The sequence below is a fragment of the Pseudoalteromonas sp. SR43-7 genome (assembly GCF_014163785.1).
GTDB classification, from domain to species: domain Bacteria; phylum Pseudomonadota; class Gammaproteobacteria; order Enterobacterales; family Alteromonadaceae; genus Pseudoalteromonas; species Pseudoalteromonas distincta.
Map to the genome: position 1 here is coordinate 106,453 of NZ_JACJDY010000006.1, position 23,129 is coordinate 129,581.

Annotated in this window: 26 protein-coding genes, 1 tRNA gene and 1 other RNA gene; 22 read left to right on the forward strand and 6 right to left on the reverse strand. The window is 39.1% G+C overall.

All coding sequences use genetic code 11. The annotated features are described in order from the left end of the window. Positions 1–66: 66 nt before the first annotated feature. A non-coding RNA gene (gene ssrS / locus H5087_RS06730) (6S RNA) lies at positions 67–249 on the reverse strand. 193 nt (positions 250–442) lie between these two features. Here ssrS and H5087_RS06735 point away from each other — a divergent pair. The 5 genes from H5087_RS06735 (at position 443) to H5087_RS06755 (ending at position 5,672) form a co-directional block, all read left to right on the forward strand. Continuing rightward, positions 443–1,006, forward strand: a complete 564-nt coding sequence (locus tag H5087_RS06735) for a UPF0149 family protein (protein WP_002962745.1) — start codon at positions 443–445, stop codon at positions 1,004–1,006. A 28-nt stretch (positions 1,007–1,034) separates the two neighbouring features. After that, positions 1,035–2,357, forward strand: a complete 1,323-nt coding sequence (gene pepP / locus H5087_RS06740) for a Xaa-Pro aminopeptidase (protein ID WP_182671528.1) — start codon at positions 1,035–1,037, stop codon at positions 2,355–2,357. 15 nt (positions 2,358–2,372) lie between these two features. Then, the gene (gene ubiH / locus H5087_RS06745; RefSeq protein WP_182671529.1) at positions 2,373–3,560 is read left to right on the forward strand and encodes a 2-octaprenyl-6-methoxyphenyl hydroxylase; all 1,188 of its coding nucleotides are present in this window, start codon (positions 2,373–2,375) and stop codon (positions 3,558–3,560) included. Beyond that, positions 3,557–4,723 (forward strand): FAD-dependent monooxygenase, encoded by a 1,167-nt coding sequence (locus H5087_RS06750; protein WP_182671530.1) that lies wholly within the window; start codon positions 3,557–3,559, stop codon positions 4,721–4,723. The genes ubiH and H5087_RS06750 overlap by 4 nt, the downstream gene beginning before the upstream one ends. A 127-nt stretch (positions 4,724–4,850) precedes the next feature. Continuing rightward, the gene (locus H5087_RS06755) at positions 4,851–5,672 is read left to right on the forward strand and encodes a hypothetical protein (RefSeq protein WP_182671531.1); all 822 of its coding nucleotides are present in this window, start codon (positions 4,851–4,853) and stop codon (positions 5,670–5,672) included. Between the two features lie 211 nt (positions 5,673–5,883). Here H5087_RS06755 and H5087_RS06760 read toward each other — a convergent pair whose 3' ends face one another. After that, entirely contained in the window at positions 5,884–7,083 is a 1,200-nt protein-coding gene (locus tag H5087_RS06760; RefSeq protein ID WP_182671532.1) for an alpha/beta hydrolase-fold protein, read from the reverse strand. A gap of 375 nt (positions 7,084–7,458) precedes the next feature. Between H5087_RS06760 and rpsF the strand changes: the two genes are divergently transcribed. From rpsF to alr, 9 genes are all read left to right on the forward strand, one after another. Next, entirely contained in the window at positions 7,459–7,800 is a 342-nt protein-coding gene (rpsF, locus tag H5087_RS06765; protein WP_002962750.1) for a 30S ribosomal protein S6, read from the forward strand. Between the two features lie 43 nt (positions 7,801–7,843). Beyond that, positions 7,844–8,161, forward strand: coding sequence for a primosomal replication protein N (gene priB / locus H5087_RS06770; protein WP_004588456.1), 318 nt, complete (start codon positions 7,844–7,846; stop codon positions 8,159–8,161). Positions 8,162–8,173: 12 nt separating this feature from the next. Beyond that, positions 8,174–8,401 carry a 30S ribosomal protein S18 gene (gene rpsR / locus H5087_RS06775; RefSeq protein WP_002962753.1) on the forward strand — a complete coding sequence of 76 codons (228 nt, stop codon included), beginning with the start codon at positions 8,174–8,176 and terminating at the stop codon, positions 8,399–8,401. 35 nt (positions 8,402–8,436) lie between these two features. Then, positions 8,437–8,889 carry a 50S ribosomal protein L9 gene (gene rplI / locus H5087_RS06780; protein ID WP_002962755.1) on the forward strand — a complete coding sequence of 151 codons (453 nt, stop codon included), beginning with the start codon at positions 8,437–8,439 and terminating at the stop codon, positions 8,887–8,889. Positions 8,890–9,115: 226 nt separating this feature from the next. Then, on the forward strand, positions 9,116–9,664 hold the full coding sequence (locus H5087_RS06785) for an RNA polymerase sigma factor (protein WP_002963053.1): 549 nt from the start codon (positions 9,116–9,118) through the stop codon (positions 9,662–9,664). Further along, positions 9,651–10,133 (forward strand): hypothetical protein, encoded by a 483-nt coding sequence (locus H5087_RS06790; RefSeq protein WP_024596807.1) that lies wholly within the window; start codon positions 9,651–9,653, stop codon positions 10,131–10,133. Before H5087_RS06785 ends, H5087_RS06790 begins: the two co-directional genes overlap by 14 nt. A gap of 9 nt (positions 10,134–10,142) precedes the next feature. Further along, positions 10,143–11,081, forward strand: a complete 939-nt coding sequence (locus H5087_RS06795) for a DUF4097 family beta strand repeat-containing protein (protein WP_182671533.1) — start codon at positions 10,143–10,145, stop codon at positions 11,079–11,081. A 112-nt stretch (positions 11,082–11,193) separates the two neighbouring features. After that, positions 11,194–12,573 carry a replicative DNA helicase gene (gene dnaB / locus H5087_RS06800; protein ID WP_002963050.1) on the forward strand — a complete coding sequence of 460 codons (1,380 nt, stop codon included), beginning with the start codon at positions 11,194–11,196 and terminating at the stop codon, positions 12,571–12,573. Then, entirely contained in the window at positions 12,573–13,652 is a 1,080-nt protein-coding gene (alr, locus tag H5087_RS06805; protein ID WP_138489606.1) for an alanine racemase, read from the forward strand. Before dnaB ends, alr begins: the two co-directional genes overlap by 1 nt. Before the next feature lie 31 nt (positions 13,653–13,683). On the opposite strand, the gene H5087_RS06810 is transcribed toward alr, so the two are convergent. Beyond that, a complete protein-coding gene (locus H5087_RS06810; RefSeq protein ID WP_002963045.1) occupies positions 13,684–13,923 on the reverse strand; it encodes a DUF2960 domain-containing protein in 240 nt (79 codons plus the stop codon). Between the two features lie 100 nt (positions 13,924–14,023). Between H5087_RS06810 and H5087_RS06815 the strand changes: the two genes are divergently transcribed. The 3 genes from H5087_RS06815 to H5087_RS06825 all read left to right on the forward strand — a co-directional run bounded on the left by H5087_RS06815 (position 14,024) and on the right by H5087_RS06825 (position 15,904). Beyond that, on the forward strand, positions 14,024–14,275 hold the full coding sequence (locus H5087_RS06815; protein WP_002963043.1) for a hypothetical protein: 252 nt from the start codon (positions 14,024–14,026) through the stop codon (positions 14,273–14,275). Between the two features lie 201 nt (positions 14,276–14,476). Further along, complete coding sequence (pnuC, locus tag H5087_RS06820) at positions 14,477–15,094, forward strand: nicotinamide riboside transporter PnuC (RefSeq protein ID WP_002963042.1); 618 nt, start codon at positions 14,477–14,479, stop codon at positions 15,092–15,094. Between the two features lie 3 nt (positions 15,095–15,097). Further along, positions 15,098–15,904, forward strand: a complete 807-nt coding sequence (locus H5087_RS06825) for a phosphotransferase (protein ID WP_182671534.1) — start codon at positions 15,098–15,100, stop codon at positions 15,902–15,904. Between the two features lie 3 nt (positions 15,905–15,907). Here the strand turns inward: H5087_RS06825 and H5087_RS06830 are convergent, their stop codons facing one another. After that, positions 15,908–16,090 carry a hypothetical protein gene (locus H5087_RS06830; RefSeq protein ID WP_002963040.1) on the reverse strand — a complete coding sequence of 61 codons (183 nt, stop codon included), beginning with the start codon at positions 16,088–16,090 and terminating at the stop codon, positions 15,908–15,910. A 247-nt stretch (positions 16,091–16,337) separates the two neighbouring features. On the opposite strand from H5087_RS06830, the gene H5087_RS06835 reads away from it, so the two are divergent. From H5087_RS06835 to H5087_RS06845, 3 genes are all read left to right on the forward strand, one after another. Next, a tRNA-Arg gene (locus H5087_RS06835) sits at positions 16,338–16,412 on the forward strand. Positions 16,413–16,623: 211 nt separating this feature from the next. Beyond that, on the forward strand, positions 16,624–17,157 hold the full coding sequence (locus H5087_RS06840) for a DinB family protein (protein ID WP_182671535.1): 534 nt from the start codon (positions 16,624–16,626) through the stop codon (positions 17,155–17,157). A gap of 1 nt (position 17,158) precedes the next feature. Beyond that, a complete protein-coding gene (locus H5087_RS06845) occupies positions 17,159–17,863 on the forward strand; it encodes an NRDE family protein (protein ID WP_182671536.1) in 705 nt (234 codons plus the stop codon). A 106-nt stretch (positions 17,864–17,969) separates the two neighbouring features. On the opposite strand, the gene H5087_RS06850 is transcribed toward H5087_RS06845, so the two are convergent. Continuing rightward, positions 17,970–19,733 (reverse strand): lysophospholipid acyltransferase family protein, encoded by a 1,764-nt coding sequence (locus H5087_RS06850; RefSeq protein ID WP_182671537.1) that lies wholly within the window; start codon positions 19,731–19,733, stop codon positions 17,970–17,972. Positions 19,734–20,069: 336 nt separating this feature from the next. Between H5087_RS06850 and H5087_RS06855 the strand changes: the two genes are divergently transcribed. Continuing rightward, positions 20,070–21,284 carry an HD-GYP domain-containing protein gene (locus H5087_RS06855; protein WP_182671538.1) on the forward strand — a complete coding sequence of 405 codons (1,215 nt, stop codon included), beginning with the start codon at positions 20,070–20,072 and terminating at the stop codon, positions 21,282–21,284. Here H5087_RS06855 and H5087_RS20150 read toward each other — a convergent pair. After that, entirely contained in the window at positions 21,244–21,567 is a 324-nt protein-coding gene (locus H5087_RS20150) for a hypothetical protein (protein WP_310736464.1), read from the reverse strand. The two genes, H5087_RS06855 and H5087_RS20150, sit on opposite strands and share 41 nt — an antisense overlap. Positions 21,568–21,850: 283 nt before the next feature. Between H5087_RS20150 and H5087_RS06860 the strand changes: the two genes are divergently transcribed. Continuing rightward, a complete protein-coding gene (locus tag H5087_RS06860) occupies positions 21,851–23,119 on the forward strand; it encodes an outer membrane protein transport protein (protein WP_182671539.1) in 1,269 nt (422 codons plus the stop codon). The last annotated feature ends 10 nt before the right edge of the window (positions 23,120–23,129 follow it).

Consider the following 23,129-nt stretch of genomic DNA (forward strand, 5'->3'; position numbering starts at 1 on the left):
AATTATAAAAATAATGTACGAAGGTATAGCAAAAAAATGAATAAGAGGGAGTATAAAAATAAGAAGGTGTTCCCCAAGATACGGTACCCGGTTTCAGTCCTGAAACCAGAAGGTTTCAGGGCGGAAATCTGCGGTTTACCGTAGGCTTCTCGGTACATGCCGAGCTTGCACAATAGTAGACGAACAGAAATCCTGGTATAAAATTTATCGGCTCAGGGACTTAACCAAGCTCCGGTACCCCAGGGAACAATTTAAGTATATAAGACATAATCCAATCCTTAAACCCCAAACGTAAAAAATTAAACCGTTCGCTTAGTTTTCCCGCACCTTTAACTCGTCATTTACTTTATCGCATGGTTTTTGAGCTTGATCATACAATTAATTGGAGTTGCTTTTTATCGAGTGGTAGCATTGCCTTAACTTGCAAAGCGAAGATTCGATTATGAACGATTTACCCGATTACGAAAAAGCTCAACTGCTTTTAGAAAAAAACGAAATATTTGTATCACCTGCCGAAGCGCATGGTGTAATTAGTGGTTTACTTGCGTGTGGTTTAACCATTGACGACAAAGAATACTTAGGTCTTTTGAGCGATGTGTTTAACGATGGTGAATCATTTAGTAACGATTTAAAGCAATTTTTTGGCACTATTTATAAGCAAGTAGTTGCGAGCTTTAATGATGACGAGTTTCAGTTTGATTTATTTTTACCAAACGATGACGAAACACTCATCGATCAGGCTAATGGCCTCGTATCATGGGTAGCAGGGTTTATGCTTGGTTTTGGCTTAAAGCAAAAAGATTACGGTAAGTTATCAAGCGATGTTAAAGAAGTTATTACTGACTTTAGCGAAATCACTCGCCTAGATACCACTTTTGAAGAAACCGAAGAAGACAGCCAAGCGCTGCACGAAGTGATTGAATATGTGCGCGTATCAGCACTACTTTGTTTTGCAGAGCTTGGTAAAGAGCAAAACACGCAAAGTACTAAAAAAACACTTCATTAGTTTAAAAAGTTAAACGGGTTGGTTAATAATGGTTGAAGTACAAAAGTCAGAATTTAAAGCACGCCGTGAGCGTTTACTTGCGCAAATGGATAAAAATAGCGTTGCTATTATTCCCGCTGCGAGCGAAGTGACGCGTAGCCGCGATACCGAATATGCATTTAGACAAGATAGCGACTTTTTCTATTTAACAGGCTTTAACGAACCCGACGCTGTACTTGTACTATGTAACAACAGCGATGCACCCAGTACTTTATTTTGCCTAGATAAAGACAAGCTTGCCGAAATTTGGCATGGCCGCAGAGTTGGCTTTGATAAAGCTAAAAGCGACTACTTGTTTGATGAAGCTTACCCGTTAAGTGAATTAAACGATAAGCTGCTCGATATACTAAATGAAAAAGATGCGATTTATTTTGCACAAGGTGCTTATCCTTCATTTGATACCAAAGTGTTTACGTTACTAGGTACACTTCGAAGTGGTGCGCGAAAAGGCCTCAAAGCACCGAGTACTTTAAAAGAAATACGCGGCCTTATTCATGAAATGCGTTTGTTTAAATCGCCAAGCGAAGTAAATGTTATGCGAGAAGGTTGTGAAATTAGTGCGCGAGGGCACATGCGCGCTATGCGTTTTTCACATGCTGGGGCTACTGAATTTCAGTTAGAGGCAGAGCTGCATCATCATTATGCAATGAACGGTGCGCCGCACCCGGCGTACGGCACAATTGTTGGTAGTGGCGACAACGCCAATATTTTACATTACACGCAAAATAGCGACGTATTAAAAAATGGCGACCTGGTACTTATAGACTCTGGTTGTGAGCTACAAGGTTACGCCGCCGATATTACCCGTACTTTTCCAGTAAATGGACAATTTAGCGAAGAGCAAGCCGCGCTTTATAATATTGTTCTTAAAGCGCAAGAAGTTGCTTTTGATGAAGTAAAACCAGGTGGTTACATGTCGCATGCTAATAAACTAGCAATGGAAGTAATGACTCAAGGTTTACTTGATTTAGGTATTTTAACCGGCGACTTTGACGAGCTAATGGCAAAAGGTGCATGTAAAGAATATTACATGCACGGGCTCGGGCATTGGCTTGGTTTAGATGTACATGATGTTGGCGATTACAAAGTAAATAACGTTGAGCGTGCATTTGAGCCCGGTATGGTACTCACCATAGAGCCTGGGCTTTATATCAGCGAAGACTCAAGCGCACCGCAAAAATATAAAGGCATTGGTATTCGTATCGAAGATAACTTGCTAGTTACCGAAACCGGCCATGAAAACTTGACCCTAAGCGTGCCTAAAAAAATTAGCGATATAGAAGCACTTATGCAAAGTGCTAAAAACGTATAAAGCTCGGAGAGTAAAGTGGCTAAGCAGTTTGATGTAGTTGTTATTGGCGGTGGTTTAGCGGGAGCAAGCTGCGCGTTAAGTGTTGCTAAAACTAATCCCGCGTTAAATATTGCCGTTGTAGAAGCGAATCAAGTAACCGGCGACTACCACCCAAGCTTTGACGACAGAAGTATTGCACTTGCTCAGCAATCGGTAGAGTATTTACAAAGCCTCAATTTATTTGAACAAAATGCTCCTTACACCGCAGCAATCAAAAAAGTGAGCGTGTCTGATAGAGGCCACTTTGGCAAAGCGCACATTAATTGCGACGAATTTGCTAAACCTTCACTTGGTTACGTAGTAGAAGTTAACCCATTTGGCCGAGCGCTTCACCTGCGTTTAACGCAGTCAAATATTACGCTTTTGTGCCCCGATAGCGTAATTGCCATTGAGCAAGCCCTGCATAGCAATACACTCACCCTGCAAAGCGGCGAGCAATTAAGCGCAGCGCTATTGGTTATTGCTGATGGTGCACAATCACCCACACGTAATTTACTTGAGCTTGGCTTTAATACCCAGCCTTATGAACAAGGCGCAATTATTGCTAATGTAGAAGTGGCTGGTGGGCATAATAATCATGCCTTTGAGCGTTTTACACAAAGCGGGCCTATGGCGTTATTACCCATGAGCAATAACCGTTATTCGTTGGTGTGGTGTATGAACCAAGAACAGGTTGAACAGCACATGGCACTTAATGAACAAGACTTTATAAGTGCCCTACAAAGTGCGTTTGGTTATCGCGGTGGTCAATTTACTAAAGTAGGCATGCGCACGAGTTACCCGCTCGTTTACGGGCAAGTCGAGTCTTTGACTGCGCACCGTACAGTGGTTATTGGTAATGCTGCACATGCTATTCATCCTATTGCAGGACAAGGTTTTAATTTAGGCCTTCGCGACGTGCAAGTAGTTAGTAATTTAATAGCAAACAGCCAACACGATATAGGCAGCTATGCGTTTACACGTGAATATTCAAAAAAGCGCAGTGATGATATAAAAACCGTAATGAGCTTAACCGATGCACTTGTTAGAATTTTTTCAAATTCATCGCGATCGCTCGCATTGGGGCGCAGTATTGGGTTGTTCTCGATGGATTTATTTCCCGCATTAAAAGCGCCATTAGCCAAACAGTTAATGGGGCAAGTTAAACAAGGTAGGCGTTTATGAAGCAAGCACAGGTTTGTATTGTCGGTGGTGGCTGTGTAGGGCTAACACTGGCACTTGGATTGGCAAAAGCCGATATAAGCGTCTTTGTACTCGACGGCGCACCAACACAAGCGTTGCCAACTGACGAATATGGTTTGCGCGTAAGTGCGCTAAGCATTGCAAGTCAAACCTTGCTTGAGCAATTAAACGTATGGCCCGAAATTATAGCACAGCGAGCGTGCGCTTATACGCATATGGACGTACGTGATGCCGACAGTTTTGGCAAAATAGCGTTTAATAATGAACAACTTGAGCTTGATCATTTAGGCCACATTGTTGAAAACGACATTATCCGCTACGCGCTTATAAAAGAGCTAGAGCAACAAAGCAGCGCAACACTAATGTTTGATACGCAGTATCAGCAAATACATCAAAGCGAATCAGATGTATTTATAACGCTTAAAAGCGGCGAGCCAATTATTGCAAAACTGCTGGTGGCCGCTGATGGGGCAAACTCAGCTATACGTAAACAATTTAATATGGCGCTTAGCTTTAAAGATTACGATCACCATGCGCTAGTTGCGACTGTTAAAACTAAAGAGCCGCACGCGAATACCGCACGCCAAGTGTTTTTACCAACCGGGCCGCTGGCATTTTTACCACTGAGCGATGCAAATACCCATTCAATAGTATGGTCTACCAGCCCAAACCACTGCGATGAGCTGCTTGCAATGGACGACAGCAGCTTTAATAAAGCCGTAATGGCAGCCATAGATGGCCAATGCGGGCTATGTGAAGTGCAAAGTGCGCGCGCAGCTTTCCCACTTAAAATGCGCTACGCCCAGCAATGGGTTTCAGGCAAAGTAGTGCTTATTGGCGATGCTGCACATACAATCCATCCACTTGCAGGGCTTGGTATGAACTTAGGCCTAAAAGACGCCGCTTATTTAATTGAGCTACTCACAAGTGATAGTAAGGAGTTTGCAAGCACGCGCACACTTCGCGATTACGAACGTACCCGTAAGCTCGATGCGCAAAAGCACATAGCCATGATGCAAGGGCTAAAAGAGTTATTTGAAGGCGCAAACCCAGTTAAAAAACTAATACGTGGAGTCGGCCTGTCACTCGTTGATAACCTAGGCCCAATAAAACACCTTTTCGCCAAAGAAGCGATAGGCAAATAAGCAGGTTGTGAAGAGCGAAGCGAAACCAAACGAGAAAGTAAGTGGTCAGTTTTTAGCTGTAAGTTTCCAGCAAAGCTAGTTTGTAAGTTGCGTTTGAAAATATTTTATAGAAAAGTAAAGAAGCTATATGAGTTTAAAATATTTATTTTTTGCATTGTTTATGACTTTGCTAGTTTATATGGTGATGGTGATATTAACTAACCCACTGATTGGTGAGTCGTTTAAATATTTAATACCACCTGTTATATCTGTTGTTGGTGCTTATTTGTTCACTGAGTACAAAGCAAAAAAAGAAAAGGAAATAGATGTATTAAGAAACAAGCTTTTCATACTTTCCAATCTTGAAAGTAAATACCATTTATTGCTTAACATGAAATCAGCATATGCGGAAGAAAAATCAAATCCTCTCAGGTGTGTATTGCTAAGAGGTTTCGTAACTGGATTACCTAAAACAGAAAAGCTATCTCAAGAGTTTTTAACAAAAATAATATCCGATAAAGATGACTTTAGTTTTTATAAAAAAGTATGTGCTCTTGAGCATAATTTGCAGCTCATCTTTAATTTATTTGAAGAAAGGCAGAGTTTGCATGAATCGACGAGAAAAGAAGTAAATAATAAAAACCTGTTTTTCCCTATACATAGAATCATAGAAATTGATTCAGCTACTCTTGGCACTCTCTTCACCCAAACAGAGCAACTTTTAACTCTTATAAATTCGCAATCTTCAAAATTAAAGGATTTCTTTGGTCGTAGTGATGTTATTAGTGTAATTGGCTCTAAGTCTTTGGAAGATTCAAAGTTATATGATTTTATTGATTTAAAGTTCGAAAAAATACATTTTACTCGTAAAACGTTCAATGTATGGGTCGAGCATGTTAAATCTAATAAAGCTTTTTATGAGAAAGACCTACAAGGTTTGTATACTAAAAAAAATGTAGTTTTTCATTAGGCTAGCTTTATAAGCTCTAAAAGTTATTTATAGTTATAAAGGGAAGCTTTGAAACAGATTAACAGCTGCGCTTTTCACGCGAGCAAGCTCGGCGTCTACAATAAATCTTAATACCGAGTTTGGTTCTAACTGTAGGCATTCAGCTTGCTGACGCGACGAGCGTAGCTCGTAATTACTATCGTTAGCTAAAAAGCGCTTTGCGTTAAATCAGTTACAAATTCTTTTGTGCTTCATTCACCATATCTTTGAGCGCATCAATTAACATTGGATCTCGCGAGTTTTGCTTAGCAAGTTCTAATGCGTGTTTCATACTAGTGACGGCCTCCTTGAACTGCTTATTTGCAGTATAGCCTTGCGATAAACGCATGTGAGAATAGGCTGCATTTGGGTAATGGGTAGTAAAGTGTTTAAGCGTGGTAACAGCTTTAGCTGTGTTACCAAATTTTTGCTGGCTATGAGCAAACTCTACATATACATCTTGTGGAATTTTAAGCTCAAACCCATACTTATCACTCAGTGCTTGGTAGTAACCTGTAATAAGCGATACATCAGCAAATCTTCCGTGCTCGTCAGTAACGCTAAAAATTAGGTCGCCAAATAAGTGAATTAGGCTATCGCTAAGCGCTGGTAGTATGGTGCCCATATGGCTAAAAGTAGGGTAATGGTTATATTCCCATTTTAGCTGTGTGGGCATTTGTTGCTCTAAATTTACTAAAGTATTTAATACACCTGTATAAAAGCGTGACCCTTCACTTGCTACACTAATAAATAACGATTGACCGCCTTTAGGATTTTTAGTGTATTTTATAATATTATTTTTTAATTCTTCATCACTCCACCAACTGTTTGGGCTTATAGCTATATAGTTATTAAATAACTCAGGCTGATTAACTAAAGTATAAAGCGCTAAAGTACCTGCATTAGAGTGGCCAATTAAGGTGTTGTAGCCGTTAGTTGAGTAGTTAGAATTTATGTATGGCATAAGTTCGTCAGACACAAACTTCAAAAACTCGTCAGTTTGCCCCGCTTCAGGCCATTTATTTTGAACAAAGGTTTGAAACTCTGTTTTAGGCTCACCTTCTACTTTTGGTAAATAATCGCGAACACGGTTAGTTGTATCAATACCAACGAGCATTGCGTTAGGTATCTGCTCGTAATCAACAAGGGATTTAATAACACCAGACGCCGTATGAAAGTGCTCAACACCATCAAGTAAATAAATAACATAAAGCGGCTGATCGTCTTTTACAGTGTCAGGTATGAAAATTTTAATGGGTCTGTCTTCGTTAAGTATTTTTGATTGTAGAATGACTTTTTTACCAACGGTTATGTCGGTTGTATTGGTTTTTGCGTGGCTTAAAAATGGTGTACTAAAAGTAAGTATTAATACAAGCGATAGTAAGAGCTTCATAAATATCCTTATTTACTAATGTATTGCTTAATAATTGCACGGCTTTAAGTTTGAGTAAATACTTATATTTTGAGGCAGGTGTTAGACTTAAGTAATTCAAAGCTGCGCTTTATACGCGCGCAAGCTTGGCGTATATGATAAATATTAAACTGCGAGTTTAGCTTTTCCTTTAGGCCTACGGCTTGCTAACGGGATGAGCGAAGCTCACAATAATTGCCTTTAAACTCTTATCTATAAAAGCTTAAAAAACCTGCTTGCTTAATTATCCGTCTAAGCGTAAAATGCGCGCTCATTTCGGCTTTTAAACTATTAATTCCTTGCCTTAAACCGACCGGCCGAAACGGTAGAAGGCTCTATTAACCGTAAGGAATATCCATGCGTCATTACGAAATCGTATTCATGGTTCACCCTGATCAGAGTGAGCAAGTAACTGGTATGATCGAACGTTATACTGGTTCTATCACTGAAGCTGGTGGTACTATCCACCGTCTTGAAGACTGGGGCCGCCGTCAACTGGCTTACCCAATCAACAAGCTTCATAAAGCTCATTATGTTCTTATGAACGTTGAAGCACCTACTGAAGTAATCAGCGAGCTAGAAACTACTTTCCGCTACAACGATGCAGTGCTTCGTAACTTAGTTATGCGTACTAAAAATGCTGTAACTGAAGCGTCTCCTCTTGCAAGAGAAGAGAAGAAAGAAGCACCAGCTGCTTAATTGTTTTGAGTCCTAGCATGGCATGTAGTCAGCAGTTATTATAATGGTTAGCCCATATATGAATCAGCTGGTTATATCTGGGGTAGTTTGTAAAACTCCCAAGTTTAGCCAAAGCCCTGCTGGCATCCCGCATTGTATTTTTGTTGTAGAACATAAATCGATGCAAACCGAAGCAGACCTTAACCGTAATAGTTATGTGAGGCTTCAGGTAGTTGCTAGTGGAAAGCAAATGCAACAACAGACTCAACATTTGCACGTTGGGCAGGCATTGCAAGTGAGTGGTTTTTTAAATCGCCACGAAGGTCGTAACGGCCTTAGCCAATTGGTTTTGCATGCTCAGCATATAGAAAGAATTATTTGAGGAATTAATCTCATGGCACGTTATTTCAGACGTCGTAAGTTCTGCCGCTTTAAAGCGGAAGGCGTACAACAAATCGATTACAAAGATCTAGCTACTCTTAGAAACTATGTTACAGAAAGTGGCAAAATCGTACCTAGCCGTATCACAGGTACTAGCGCTAAATACCAGCGCCAGCTAGCAACTGCTATTAAGCGTGCTCGCTACTTAGCCCTTCTTCCATACACTGACTTACATAAGTAAGCAGCGGATTAACAGTTTTTAAAAGGTGTAGAAACATGCAAGTTATTCTACTAGATAAGATCGCTAACCTAGGTAGCCTAGGTGAACAGGTTGTAGTTAAATCTGGTTTCGCACGTAACTTCCTTTTCCCGCAAGGTAAGGCAGTTCCTGCGACTAAAGCTAACATTGAAACGTTTGACGCTCGTCGTGCAGAACTTGAAGCGAAAATCGCTGAACAGTTAGTTGCTGCACAAGCACGCGCTGAAAAACTAGAAGCATTAGCAGAAGTTACATTAGTATCTAAAGCTGGTGACGAAGGTAAGTTATTCGGTTCAATCGGTACTCGTGACATCGCTGACGCTATCTCAGCTGTTGGTGTTGAAGTTGCTAAGTCAGAAGTTCGTTTGCCTCTAGGTACTATCCGTGAGACTGGTGAATTTGACGTATCAATTTCAGTTCACTCAGACGTAACGGCTACTATCAAAGTAATCGTAATCGCTGAAGCTTAATTTTTAATTAAGCTAAAAAAGCCGTGCTATTAGCACGGCTTTTTTGTGCCTATAATTTGGCTAACTTCATTAGTTGAGGGCACAATTTAATACAACCTCGCATAAGCCCCTTTTTATTCAATTATTTTTTCATTCCTTTTAAACCTTTTCGAACTGTCATTACGTCTAACTTATCAATACACTTAAATAGCAACTCAACAATAATAATTAAAAGGCGGCATCACGGATGTTACACGTTAAACCCGAACCAACGCCTTTGTGCGAAGCTGCACTCATTGAGCGTGTTAAATCGGGTGATCAAGGCGCATACACAACGCTTTATGAGTTACATATAAAACGAGTATACGGTTTATGTTTACGCTTATTAGCAGACCAAGCACACGCCGAAGACGCCGCCCAAGAGGTATTTGTACAGGTATGGCATAAAATAGCATTGTTTGATGGGCGTTCGCAGTTTTCTACTTGGCTATATAGTGTTGCCAGTAATGTAGCGATAAGTTACCTGCGCAAGCAAAAAAACTGGTTACAAAAAGTAGTAAGTATTGAACACAGCGGTATGGATGAGCAATCAGCTAACGACTGCAAAGGCTTAAATGGCCTCGATAAGTTAATAGTAAGGCTTCCTGAGCGCGCACGTATGGTATTTGTATTATTTGCTATTGAAGGTTACAGGCACGAGGAAATCGCGGAGCAATTAGGTATGGCTGTTGGTTCAAGTAAGTCACAATATCATCGTGCTAGGCAGTTATTACAAGAGTGGTATGAAAATGAGTAAACCAAACTTTAACGACTACTTAAACAAGTCATTAAACACGCTTGATAAAGAAATTACGCCACAAAAAGATTTATGGGCGGGGATTGAGCGAGCAATTGTTAATAATAAGCAGAACCCAAACAGCACTATTATTTGGCCAAAACTAACGGCAATAGCAGCGTGTACTGTGGCTGCTTTAATTGCTGTTAATATATTTGTTATAGCACCTGAACCACAGCCCGTAGTGGCTATAAGTGATTACTTTTCGGCTCAAAAAAATAGTTTGTTAGTTGAATACGAAAATAAAGAAGCATTAACCACTAACTGGCAAACGCAACTACAAGAACTTGAAGAAGCTGAGCAAGCAATAAAGCAAGCTCTTGAAAACGAACCACAAAACCAAGCGCTACTGACAATGTTAGCGCAAATATATCAACAACAACTTGATTTAATTAACAAGGTGCACGCGCCACGTTGGCAGCACATTTAGGAGTACGATATGAAAGCGATTTTATTAGGACTGAGCTTATTTCCACTGGTGGCATTTGCGGGTGAAAAAATAGATAAGCAAATAGACGTACCAAGTGGCGGCACTATTTTTATTGAAAACCAACGCGGTGATATACATATTACAGGCTGGGATAAAAACGAATTTAAAGTATCTGGCGAGCTTGATGATAAAGCACAGGGTTATGAGCTTAAAACAAGTGGTGATAAAACACAGTTTATTGTAAAAATGCCCCGTAAATCAAATTGGGGCAATAGTGGTGACGGCTCAAACCTAACTATATTTATGCCTAAAAGCAGTAGTTTAGAGTTTGCTGGCGTTAATGTATCGGTGACTGCGAAGGAGCTTAAAAACGGCGCAGAAGTTGATGTGGTTAACGGCGAAATTACGGTAGATCATATTACTGGCAACATTAAGCTCACCACTGTAAATGGTGATGTGAACGCTGAGAACTTAAACGGGAATATTCAGTTTGAAACCGTAAATGGTGAAATTAACGATAGGCAATCAAGTGGTGAGCTGCGTTTTAGCGCTGTTAATGGTGATATTAAATCAACTTCAAGCGCTAATGATGTACGCCTTGAAAACGTAAATGGCGATATAGAATTTACGCTATCGGCTATTAAAAACCTACGTATTAATACGGTCAATGGCGAAGCAGAAGTACAGATTAACGAGCTTTTAAAAGGCGGTGATGTACGTTTTGAATCAGTAAGTGGTGATGCCGACTTTTATTTCCCACAAAGTGTATCAGCAAAGTTTGAAATTAAAGCCCATGCTAATGGTAAAATCATTAACAAAGTCAGTAGTGACAAAGTCAGTAAAGCTAAATATGGCCCAGCCAGTGATTTAGAATTTAGCATTAATGGCGGTAATGCTAATGTTGAAATGGATACCATTAGTGGACGCATAGAGCTGCGTACCAAATAACACTCATTCCCCATCACGATTACAAAAAGCAGGAAAGATTTCCTGCTTTTCTATTTGCACAGCCCCTGCAAGTCGATAGAATAGAGCCATTCAATTTTACTACTGTGAAGTTATGGCCAAACCAGATAAGCAAGTCGATACTCTTAAAGTTCCTCCCCATTCAATAGAAGCTGAACAATCTGTTTTAGGTGGCTTAATGCTTGATAACCAAGCTTTTGACCGCGTAGCTGAGCTTGTTGTATCACAGGATTTTTATACCCGCACGCACAAGTTAATTTTTGAGGCGATGACGGCACTTGCTGAGATTGGCGATCCGATAGATTTAATCACTATTTCTGAAAGTTTAGAAAAAAATAATAAACTTGCAGGCATTGGTGGTTTTGCTTACTTAGCCGAAATTGCTAAAAATACGCCAAGTGCAGCCAACATTGATGCCTACGCAAACATTGTACGTGAGCGTGCTGTTGTACGTGAAATGATTGGCGTGGCAAATGAAATAGCCGAAGCGGGTTTTAATACCGAAGGGCGTACTAGTCACGACTTACTCGACTTTGCCGAAAGCAAAGTATTTAAAATTGCCGAGCAACGTACAAAAAGTACGGAAGGCCCGCAAAGTATTCATAACATACTCGAAAAAACCGTTGATAAAATAGAAGAGCTTTATCAATCGCCACAAGATGGTGTAACGGGTGTAAGTACAGGTTATGCCGATCTTGATAAAATGACGACGGGCCTGCAACCGTCTGACTTAATTATTGTTGCTGCGCGTCCTTCAATGGGTAAAACCACCTTTGCGATGAACCTTGCAGAACATGCCGCAATGACTCAAGACAAACCCGTGCTAATTTACTCGCTAGAGATGCCTTCAGAACAAATTATGATGAGGATGTTAGCGTCTCTTGGCCGTATTAACCAAACTAAGGTACGTACAGGTCAGTTGGATGATGACGATTGGGCGCGACTTTCATCAACAATGGGCTTGTTGATGGAAAAAGGCAAAATGTATGTGGATGATGCCTCGGGCTTAACACCTACCGATGTTCGCTCTCGTGCGCGTCGTATTGCGCGTGACCACGGCGGCATTAGTATGATCATGGTCGATTACTTGCAGCTAATGCGTGTACCTAGCCTTGCTGATAACCGAACGCTTGAAATTGCTGAAATTTCGCGTTCACTTAAATCACTAGCAAAAGAACTAAAATGTCCGGTTGTGGCGCTTTCGCAGCTAAACCGTACGCTAGAGCAACGTGCCGATAAGCGCCCAATTAACTCAGATTTACGTGAGTCAGGGTCGATAGAGCAGGATGCCGATTTAATCATGTTTATTTACCGTGACGAAGTTTACAACGAAGACAGTACTGATAAAGGTATTGCTGAAATTATCATAGGTAAACAACGTAACGGCCCAATTGGTAAAGTGCGTTTAACGTTCCAAGGTCAATTTTCTCGCTTTGATAATTACGCGGGACCAGCGGTAGATGACGATTACTAATGCGCTTAGCCACTGCTGAAATTAACTTAACGGCACTTGCGCATAATTTAGCGCAAGTTAAGGGCTTTGCACCTAACAGCAAGGTGATGGCGGTGCTAAAAGCAAATGCTTACGGGCATGGATTAGTAACGATTGCGCAGCATTTAAATAATGCTGACGCATTTGCTGTGGCACGTATAGATGAAGGGCTTGCCCTTCGAGCTGGGGGCTTAACAAAGCCAATTGTTTTACTAGAAGGCTTTTTTAACAAAGCCGACTTACCGATTCTGCTCGCCAACAATTTTCAAACTATTATTCACGATGAGTACCAATTAGCGGCGCTTGAAAAAGCAAAGCTAGATGCACCAATAACATGCTGGTTAAAAGTAAATACAGGTATGCATCGATTAGGTATTGCGCCAGAGCAGTTTGAAGCGTTTTATAACCGCTTACAAAAAACACCTAACGCTAAAAATACCGTTAATTTAATGACCCACTTTTCGTGTGCTGATGATGTTGATAATGCCAAAACGGTTCAGCAAATTACGTTGTTTGATAATTTAGTGAATGGCATTGACCAAGCGCATTGTTTATCAAATTCTGCTGGTATTATTGCCTGGCCAAGCGGTCATGGCGATTGGGTACGTCCTGGGCTTATGCTCTATGGTGTATCGCCAATGGCAAATAGTATTGGGCAGCAACACAAATTAAAACCAGTTATGCGCTTAACTACGCGCGTAATTGCAGTGCGTGATGTGCCTGCTAATGAGGCTGTTGGGTATGGTGGTCGTTGGAAAAGCGATAAACCAACCAAGTTAGCTGTTGTAGCTATGGGTTATGGTGATGGTTATCCTCGGCATGCTAAAGAGGGGACACCGGTAATAATTGGTGAGCAGCGTTATGGTATTGTAGGTAGCGTAGCTATGGACATGATCAGCGTTGATATAGGCGCTAATGAGCATAATATTAAAGTTGGCGACAGAGTCACTATGTGGGGCCCTGAGCTACCAGTTGAAGAAATAGCACTGTGCGCTGATACTATTCCTTACGAGCTATTATGTAATATTACACCACGCGTAAGTTATGAGTATCAGCCATAGTTAGTTTTTAGCGTACACCAATTGGGTATAATTACTCTTTTATAAAGTAAATGTCGCTAAAGCCCATACGGGCAAATTCTTGGTCGCGAAAGTTACGAACAGAAGCAGACCCTTTTGAGGTCATTTCTATTTGGCGTACCATGTTTAAGTAATTTGTTAAATCAATACCCTCGGCAGCAGCAATAGCTTGATACATGTCGTGGTATTTATCTTTTGCGAAGTTAATTTCGCGCGGTTGGTTTTTAAATGTATACGTTATTCTGCGTGCCATAATAAGCTCAGTTAAATTGAGTGTTAGTATAATTTTACACTGTATTGAACTGGCATTGAATGATTTGTTTAAATCAAATAATTAAAAAGTAGAGTTTAAAATGAAATTATCAGTAGAGATCAGTAAATATCCACTTCACCAAGATTACATTCCGTTTATTAAAGGCTTTATTGACCGCTTAAACGAATACGAAAATTTAAAAGTGATTACTAATACGCTATCAACGCAAATTTTTGGTGATTATGATTTAGTAATGCAGGTGTTAAATACCGAAATTAAGCGCTCATATGAAGAATTTGGTAAAGCTATTTTTGTATGTAAGTTTCTCTCTGGCGACTTATCGCCTGAATAATCTATAATACCAACCTACATAAATCTTTGATCAATTTAACGAATTAAATTGCACTAAAACGTCGTTAAAAATTTTTTATTTAGAACAACTAGATACAAAAATTTTTGCCTAGTTCTAGCGTAATTTCCTTAACGTTAAATAGACCCCGTATATAAGCAGATTGGTATAACAATCTGCACAACTAAACGGTAACTGCATAATATGGATTTTTTAACACAAACCTTAAGCGGTTTTACAGCAATGTCGCATTGGGAATACATTGCGGTAGGATTGTCGATGGCGTACTTATTATTGGCAATAAAGGAAAGCTTATGGTGTTGGCCAGCGGCATTTTTTAGCACGCTCATTTATACAATAATGTACTGGAATGGCGCATTGCTCATGGAGTCGTTACTTAATTTTTATTATATGTATATGGCTGTGTTTGGATGGGTTGTATGGAGAAAAGGCAAAGCTGAAAATTTAAATATTACCTCGTGGTCGATAAACCGTCATGCTGTTTTAATTAGTTTAACAACCGTAGCTGCAATTACAATTGGTTACGTTATGCAAAACTATACGCATGCCGATTTTGCTTATCTTGATAGTTTTACAACGTGTTTTGCTGTAGTAACTACTTACTTAGTTGCTAAAAAAGTCCTCGAAAACTGGCTGTACTGGATTGTAATAGATGCAGCTTCCATGTATTTATATTATGAAAAAGGCTATTACCCAACGCTTGCGCTCTTTATATTTTATACCATTATGGCAGCGTGGGGCTTTAAAACTTGGTACGAAGAGTACGAACAAAGCCAAGCTAAGCCGCTAGCTCAGCTTTAATTAATGATTGAGCATACTCAGTTAGTAAAAATGTGTAGGGCGTTTATAGAGCCTACGAGCGTTATTTCAAGCGAGCGACTACTCAATGGTTTTAGTAACGATAATTTTTTAATACGTACCGAGCAACAAGGGTATTTGTTAAAGTGTTATAAAAGCCATTGGCCAAGTGACGGCCTTGAAGCGCAGCGCTTTTTAAGTGACTTTAATATATGTCCTGCGCCTATTTGGCTCGATAAAAAGAATAGCCGTGCGGTATTTAATTATATTGAAGGTAATACAGCGCAATCGGATATAACGCTTAGCTTTATTAATAAACTTGCTCAAGTGCACAATTACACAGTGTCTACTGCGCCAATGGATATAGCTAAAGAGCTGCATTTTTATCAAAGCACCGGCGTATATACGCAATATAAACCTCAAATAGAGCAGGCACTCAAAGTAGTTGCAGCCATGCAATTTGATGAAGGCTTTTGTCATAATGACTTGGTAAAAGATAACATTATTGTAAATGCTTCGGGCATGTATTTAATTGATTTTGAGTACGCGCAAACCAACGATGTATATTTTGATTTGGCAGCTCTTGCAGTGAGCTTTAATCTTAATGAGAGCAGCGAAAGTACATTGTTAAATAACTATAAAAATAGCGTTGATGAAACAAGTACGTTTTACCCATCAATAGATAAGCTAAATTACTATAAGCTGTTTTTTTTGGTGTTGTGTATTGCTTGGTATGAGGAGCGCAGCATAACTAGTAAATCTATAATGTTACGTGCGCAGCTAAATAAACTTGTTACTAATACTTTTTTATAAAAGTTACAAACCACCAAAGCGTTCAGCTAATTCTTTATATTTTGCAACTTCTGCGGCATCAAATTGTGGCTCGCCGTTTTCGTCTTCTGACTTAGCTATTAGTAAACTCTCGCGAGCAAGACGCTTTACACGCTCAACTTTTACACCTAAAAATTCAGCGGTTTGCTCTGTAGACATTAAACTCATAATTATTTCCCTCGTATTAAATCAATTCGTATCACAATAACCATAGTAATAATGTTGCTAAAGCGTTACTACTTTTTACCGAATATGAATAAATAGCGTGTTTTTAAGTCATTGTGAAGTGTTTTATTTAAAACAGCTTAATTAATAAGCATATAAGCTGATCTTACTGGTATTTATTTAAAGATCTCTTTATCATTGCGGGTGCTAAAGCACTGATATCGCGAGTTGGTGTGGCGGCAACAAATGTGCTCTCGTGGTGAAATGGATATCACGTGGCCCTCCGGAGGCTGAGTTGTAGGTTCGATCCCTACCGAGAGCGCCATTTGCTTTTATATGTATTAATTATCCTCTTTATATTACCTAGCTTCTTATTAATTACTCTTATATTTAAAAGTACATTTACTGCAAAAACTTTGAAAGTTAATTTTAAAAATAGCTTTCTAGTTATTTATACAATGCAAAATTAGCATCCAAAATTCATGTTGTACTTTTTTGCATATAAAATTTAGTGATAAATGAGGAAGACCGATTCAATGTTAAATAGTCAATTAGAGATACTAGCTCAAGGGCACGCTTATCTTGAAGGTGTAACTAAAGAGGACTATTCCCAAGTCATAACTCCTAACTTTATTAGCTCGGCAGGAGCTCATATGCGACATATTATCGATCATTATCAATCTTTAATGACCGGCTTTAGCACGCAAAAAGTAGATTATGATTGCCGCTTAAGAGGAGGGGATATTGAAAGCTCTCCAACTGCTGCAATAAAAAAGATTGCCGAGATAGCATCGTGGATTGAACAGCTAAGTCCAGATGATTTTAATAAACCGTTATCACTTTCAAGCGAAGTTTCGATTAAAAGCAAAAATGTACAAACAGTAACAACATCACTTGCGCGAGAGCTTATTTTTGTAGGCAGTCACGCTGTGCACCATTACGCGATGATTTCACAAATTTCTTTTGCTCAAAAGTCGCAGCTCGATAAAAGCTTTGGTTTAGCACCAAGTACAGCTACTTTTTTAAGAGAAAATAGCCAGCCAGCACAACCAAAATCGATGCAAAATTAAAATGTGCACGTTGAGCTACTTTTTAACTGATGATGGCTACGAGTTATTTTTTAATCGTGATGAGAAAAAAACACGACAAACGGCAGTCGCTCCAAGTAAGCACCAGGGCAATGCAATTTTTCCCATTGATCCGCAAGGAGGAGGTACTTGGCTTGGCGTATCGCATTTTGGGCAAACACTCGCATTATTAAACGATTACCAAAGTGTATTCGATATAACAGCCGTAAAGCATAGTAGAGGTCTGTTAATCCCTCATTTACTGAGCAATAAAGCCCCTGCATTGTCCCAATTACAAAACATGGATTTATCGGGCTACGCGCCTTTTAAGTTGTGTATTTTTCCGGATGGGCTATCGATAAATAACAATAACGTGGTTTTTGTTAGGTGGGATGCAAAGCAGTTAAGCCACTGCCAAGTTGAACCACTTGCTACGTCATCAGGTGTTGAGCTTGAAACGGTGACACAAAAGCGTAAACATCAATTTAAGCAACTTATTGATTTAAGACATCCTGAAAGCGAGCAATTTTTAGCGTTTCACTATAGTAAAGCCGAACAAGGGCAATATGGCGTAAACATGCTAAGAGAAGATGCAATGACAGTCAGTATTAGTCATATTAAAGTTGGTAACACTATACGCTTTAATTATTTTGATAAGCAGTCTCAGCTCATTAGTAGCATTGGTTGTTTAAAAGTGGCTGCAGCTTAACTAAATATTTTTATAGCTGTTACATAACTAAAAAAGTCGACGCAATTAATAGCGTCGACTTTTTTTGCTCAATTTTTACCTGCTATATTAATACAGCAGGTAAAAATTATGAGTGATTTATATAATCATCCTTTTTATCACCAAGGTAGAGCTTAAGTAGCTTTTCAGGCGCACTTGGTAGGTGCACACTTAAAAGTAATCCTGGCGTGTGATTAAAGTTGCTATCAATGCCCATGCAATGAAATTGAGCGCCTAGCTTGTGGTACTGCTTTAATAAAATTGGTATGTCTTTTTTATCTTCTTCTATTCCCATAACCAATGCTGATACATGGCCTATGTTTAACGCGTGGTCATTAATAAAGTCTTCAAATTCTGGGTGAAGCTTATTATTAAAAGGCGTATTGGCGCTAACACCTTGTTTATTATTAACCATTGTATGGTCAATAATTGCAACAGAACGAGGGTCATAAAGTTTACTTAATGAAACCGTGCCATATAAAGTCCTATAGCGTGGATTTTGCGCCATAAATACACCAATCCCTTTAAATAGCAGTAATAAACCATGGTAACTGCCCTGATGTTTTTGAACTATAAACGATCGACCCATTTCTAAGCACGGCTGTTGCTGATTAATAAAAGAAGGTTCGAAGTTAAACATTTGCGATAAATAAAGGGCGCTCACGTCGCTATTTTTTTGTAATAAATCGGTTTGTCCAATTCTATAAGCACCAATAATTTCTTCATTTTTATGATCAAAAATAAACAAATGCATGTAAGTCGTATCAAACTTATCAGTGTCGCATGGCTCGCCACTTCCTTCGTTTAATGTGCGAAAAGTTATTTCTCTGAGGCGTGTTATTTCAGTAACGCAATTAGGTATTTGCTCTTGGTAGCCGTAATAAACTGAGTAACCTTTAAAGTCGACTAAATGCTGCTCGCTTGGCAAGTTTGCAAGCTCATTTTTCATTTTTGTTTTATCAACTTCCTGCATAATGGCTTTGAGCTGTGTTGATTGGTTATCCTCTTGCCAAGGCGTTACAAAGCGCTCATCGTTTAAGTAACATTGCAAGCGCGCAAGTGCGTTTATGTCGTCAGTTTTTTCAAACTTATTTAATAATTTGGGTGTAAGTAAATTACCAGCGCTTAAGCTAATAGAGCTTTTTTGAATTTTAAGTAATTCGCGTATTAGCATTAATAATCTAAATCGGTAGTAAACACGCCCCAAGTTATAAAAGGTTGAGCTATTCTGACCGCTAATAAATACAGGCAATAAAGGAGCTTGTGTTTTTAAAGCTAGTTGAGCGGCTAAGCGATTCCATTGTCCGTCAGTTACACGTTGTTTTTCTGATTGAAAAAATGACACTCTTCCCGCAGGAAAAACCACAAGTAAGCCATCATTTTTAACATGACTAAAGCACTGTTTTATTGCGCCGGTATTAATGGCTGCTTTTGGTTTTAGTGGGTTAGCAAAAATAAAATAGTCTTTAATTTCTTTAAATATTTTTAAACCCACGTTAGCCATTACTTTTGTATCGATACGATAATGGGTGAGTAAATTTGCAATAATTACGCCCTCAATCATGCCATAAGGATGATTACATACCACTATGCAAGGACCATGCTTTGGTATTTTGTTAATAACACCTTGTGCACCAAGCACATTAATACCTAATACATTTAACAGCTTTTCACTAAACTCTTGTTTATCTAAACCCGATAAATTATTAGAGAGGTATATATCACGTAGCTTATTGATGCCCAATAGGCTATCGAGCAGCGGAGCGGCTATTTTTAGTATATGACTCAAAGGAGAAACGGTGCTTATTGCCGCTACACTTAAGTTTGATACGGGGTGGTTTAATTTTGTCATATACGTTGATGCTCTTAAATTTTTATAGCTGTTGTGTATATTTAGACCGAGGAAAAACCACATTATGTTCAAATTAGGTTAATTAAGTTTGTTTAAAAGCGTAAAAATAATACTCAAATAGCCTTTTAAGTGCTAAGTGGCTGTAGGTTATTAAGAAAATAGAAGAGGGTTTTAATTATCCATAAAATAAGGTTACCCACTACAGCTAATAAGAGTGATACAGCAAGTAATCCTTTGTAGTTATATATCACTACTTACAACTCAAAAACTAGACTTTTAAGCTTAATTAATGCTATTTAAGGTACATCTACTTTAAATGTAAAAAATCTCACCTTTATGCTAATTACTTTGCCTGTGTCTGAGCTCACCCCTGGTATGTACGTTGATAGCGTTACTAAGCAACACGAGGGGATCAATAGCATAAAAATTAAGACCAGTGGCTTGGTGCGCGACAAATCTATTATTAAGCGTTTAGTGTCTGAAGGGGTGCTCGAGCTGCTTATAGATTTTACTAAAGGTGATATACCAGTTCCTGCCAAATATAAGCTCCAAAGCGCACCTAAAACATCTAATAGCCAAAAAAAAATAGAAAAAACACCTATAGCTATTTCTATCGAACAGGAATTTGCTAAAGCGACTGTAAATTACGATCAGCATGGCCGAAAGTTACAATCATTATATGGCGATTTAACATCTGGCCTGAGTGTTAATATAAAAGTGCTTGATGAAATTGCCAGCGAGATAGTCAGCTCAGTTTTTCGTAATGCTAACGCTATGACTATTCTTACTCGTATAAAAGACAAACATAGCTATAACTGGCGCCATATGATCAACTGCGCCATTTTTACTGCTGTATTTGCTAAATACTTAGGGTATGAAAAAGCTGTTGTACAAGAGCTTGCAATGGGGGCGTTACTTCATGACTTGGGCCAAGCTAAATTACCGCAGGGTATATTTTCCAAGCCAACTAAACTAAGTAATAACGAGCTAGCAGCAATTAAAAAGCATGTTGCGCAAGGTTTAGGTTTAGTTAAAGGCGAGAAGGGTATAACTCCCCTTATGCTCGATATGATAGTAAATCATCATGAGCGTTTAGATGGCTCTGGTTATCCGCGAGGCCTGCAGGCTGAAAAGTTAAGTCGCCCGGCGCGTATAATGGCAATTGTAGATGTGTACGATGCTATGACAGCCGATAGAATGCACCAAGAGGGTGATGAGCCTATTAATGCATTACGCTACTTATTAGCCAATAAGCACTTGTTTGATGGTGAGTTAGTTCAGCGCTTTATAAAATGCTTGGGGGTCCATCCGGTAGGGACTATTGTAAAATTAACGAATGAACGTTTAGCCTTAGTGCTTGAAGGGAACGTATTAAATCCTATAAAACCTAAAATTAAACTATTTTATAATGCTAAGCACAATCATCATGTTACACCTAAAGACATCGATTTAAGTGAGCACACCCAAGAGCTTAAAATACTAGCGAGTGTTAAGCCTCTTGATTATCAGATTAATTTGTCTCGCCTGCTAAAAGAGCATTTGTTGAACTAGTTTTACTGCATTGCCTTTTTTTAGTTTGTTTTTCAGAAATAAACGCACCCAAAAAACAACTTCCCATCAGTGTTAGCCATAGCAAAGTACCTAACTCTACGTGCAATGCAAAACAACACAGTCCTAAAGAGATCAACGCATTTAACATTGCCCCAAGCCAATAATGGTTTACGGGGTTATCGCATTGTCCTGCTTGAGTGCATGCACAGTAGTTTGCTTTGTAAAAGCAAAATACACTCGCCCCACAAAATATTAGCCCTGTAATAATAAATAAAATGATCACAGTTTTACTTCCTTTGCGATTTTATAGTGAGTGTAATTTGCTATATATTTCAAGTCAATCTAAATGATAATTAATTACAATTAGAGCTTTAACTCTAATAACACATTTCTCATCCGATGAGTTTTAAATAGTTGTTAAAATGTCGTTAAATAACATGTTTTTTGCTGTTTTTTGACGCATTCATAGAGTTTTTTACAAAAAATTAAGGTAGTGTAGCAAAGTTTCAAATCCTAATAACAACACACATAGTACCCAGACAGTCAGTTTGGTTAAGGACTCAACAATGAAATTTTCTAAAACTCTTATTGCAGCTTCGCTTGCATTTGTTTCAGCTGATAGCTTTGCAGCTGCGTTTCAATTATCAGAGCAAAATGCATCGGGTTTAGGCCGTGCATACGCTGGTGAAGCTTCTATCGCAGACGATGCGTCTGTAGTTGCACGTAACCCAGCACTAATGACTTTATTTAAAGATAAACAACTAAGTGTTGCTGCTATTGGTGTAATTCCAGATGTAAGTATTGAAGGCGAAAGTACTAATAACGGTATTGACCCAAGTGCATTAGATGACGACAGCATCGCACCAAGTGCTGTAGTACCTGCTATTTACTTTACTATGCCTTACAACGATAAAGTATCGATTGGTTTTGGCGCATTTTCTAACTTTGGTTTATCTACAGAGTTTAACGACGAATACGTTGCTGGCCAAATTGCTGGCGAAACAGAAATCTTTACTGTTAACCTTAATGCAAGCGTTGCTTATAAAGTAACTGAGCAATTTAGCTTTGGTATTGGTTTAAACGCTATTTATGCTGATGCAACTGTTATTCGTAAAGTGGGTGCTAATGCAAGCGGTATTGATTTTGGTGCTGATGCTGTAAACCTTCAAGGTGATGATACTGGTTTTGGTTTAAACGTTGGTTTAATGTACCAGCTAGATGATAACAGCCGTTTTGGTTTTAACTATCGCAGCGAAACAGACATCACATTTGATGGTGACTTCTCAAACGATCTACCAGCAGCTATTGGTGGTACAGGCGGCGCTAAGCTACCAGGAGCTGTTGATCTAACACTACCAGCTATTGCTGAGTTTTCTGGCTCACATCAGTTAGATGATAAGTTAGGCCTACATTACAGTGTATTATGGACAGGTTGGAGCAGCTTTGAATCACTAGAAGCACAAGTAACGTTACCAACTGGTGATAAGTTTGTTGCGTTTGAAAAGCAAGAGCAGTTTGATGACTCTTTCAGATACTCTGTAGGTGCTGATTACCAATACAACGAAGATTTACTACTTCGTGCCGGTGTTGCATTTGATGAGTCACCGGTATCACAAACGCACCTTTCTATCTCTATTCCAGATACCGATCGCTTTTGGTTCTCGTTTGGCGGTAACTACACAATTGATCAAAACTCTAACGTTGACCTTGGTGTAAGTATCATCCGTGGTAAAACACAAACGTTCACAGAAGCTGATGACTCGGGCAGCCAGTGGGGCTTCGAATCTAAAGGCCACGCGGTATTACTTGGCGCTCAGTACAACTACAAGTTTTAATGTAGAAGTG